The following is a 1,048-nucleotide window of genomic DNA, read 5'->3' on the forward strand; positions in this document are numbered from 1 at the left end:
CCCGATCCCAAGATCGTCGGCGACCTCGCGCTGCGTGCGCCCACTGCTCTGCACCAGCCGAACGGCCTCGGCTTCAAATTCTTTCGTAAATCGTCTCTTTTGCATCGCGGAGTTCCTCGTCCTTCATTGGGAACTCTCCACTTTTCCGATGCAAGTCCATGATGGCCAGGGCGAAGTCTAACCCGGCATTCCCCATTTGGATCACCTTTCGGCATGGTAATAGCACCCAAAGCGGTTCGCCAAGCCTTTTGTCGGCTTTGACTCGCTCTGGCCGCTGCATATTGATAAGAGGCGGCGCCAAGTCGGTTATTTTGGCACCCAGAGACGTGATTTGACCATGCCCGGACACAGTTTTCCCGCCGCCGGTGTTTGATATCGTGGATTTGGCTTTGGTTCCGGTCATGCGCACGTTGCTCNAGAGGCGGCGCCAAGTCGGTTATTTTGGCACCCAGAGACGTGATTTGACCATGCCCGGACACAGTTTTCCCGCCGCCGGTGTTTGATATCGTGGATTTGGCTTTGGTTCCGGTCATGCGCACGTTGCTCCTGGTGGTGGCCCTCGCAGGGTGTTGATCATGTTTAGGATGGCGGCGAAGACATCGCGCGGGATGGCGACCTCGGCCATCTGGAAGATAGCGTAGCGGCCATGGCGCACCAGGCGCGCCCCGGTCTTGATCAGGCGTTCGCGCAGGGAGGTCAGAGACCAGCGCTCGATCAGTTCGGGCGTCGCCGTTGTCCGCAGGAAGTTGGCCAGATTGTAGGCCAGAGCGTGAAGCTGGAGCCGCACAGCATTTGCCGCGAACCGCATACACGACAGCCGTGTCCATTTGAGCGCGTATTTGCCCTCCTTGATGTGCTGCTCTGCGGTGCCCCGCCCGTTGTAGAAGGTCAGCACCCGTTCATTCGGCAGGCTTCGATTTGTAACTATGAAGCCGACCGTCGGGAACAAATCACCAGGATGGAACTCGACCTTCGCCACTATGCGGCGGGCCTTTGACCAACTCTTCGCCCGGTAGTGGAAGCTGGTATAGAGGCGCACGACATGGTT

Annotated in this window: 3 protein-coding genes; all 3 read right to left on the bottom strand. The window is 58.4% G+C overall.

What is annotated here, in order from left to right; genetic code table 11:
• Positions 1-105, bottom strand: a 105-nt coding sequence (locus VQ044_RS25310) for a transposase (RefSeq protein ID WP_331827909.1), incomplete at its 3' end; no start/stop codon positions are given.
• A complete protein-coding gene (locus VQ044_RS25315) occupies positions 74-403 on the bottom strand; it encodes a hypothetical protein (RefSeq protein ID WP_327650440.1) in 330 nt (109 codons plus the stop codon). The genes VQ044_RS25310 and VQ044_RS25315, both read right to left, overlap by 32 nt.
• Positions 404-529: 126 nt before the next feature.
• Positions 530-1,048: transposase (locus tag VQ044_RS25320; RefSeq protein WP_331827908.1), on the bottom strand; the 519-nt coding region annotated here is incomplete at its 5' end.

Source organism: Aurantimonas sp. C2-5-R2 (assembly GCF_036549495.1).
In the GTDB taxonomy this organism is placed as follows: domain Bacteria; phylum Pseudomonadota; class Alphaproteobacteria; order Rhizobiales; family Rhizobiaceae; genus Aurantimonas; species Aurantimonas coralicida_A.

Bases quoted from the DNA above. Each gene is read 5' to 3' on its own strand.
- VQ044_RS25315 (WP_327650440.1), bottom strand. From the start codon at position 403: ATGACCGGAACCAAAGCCAAATCCACGATATCAAACACCGGCGGCGGG.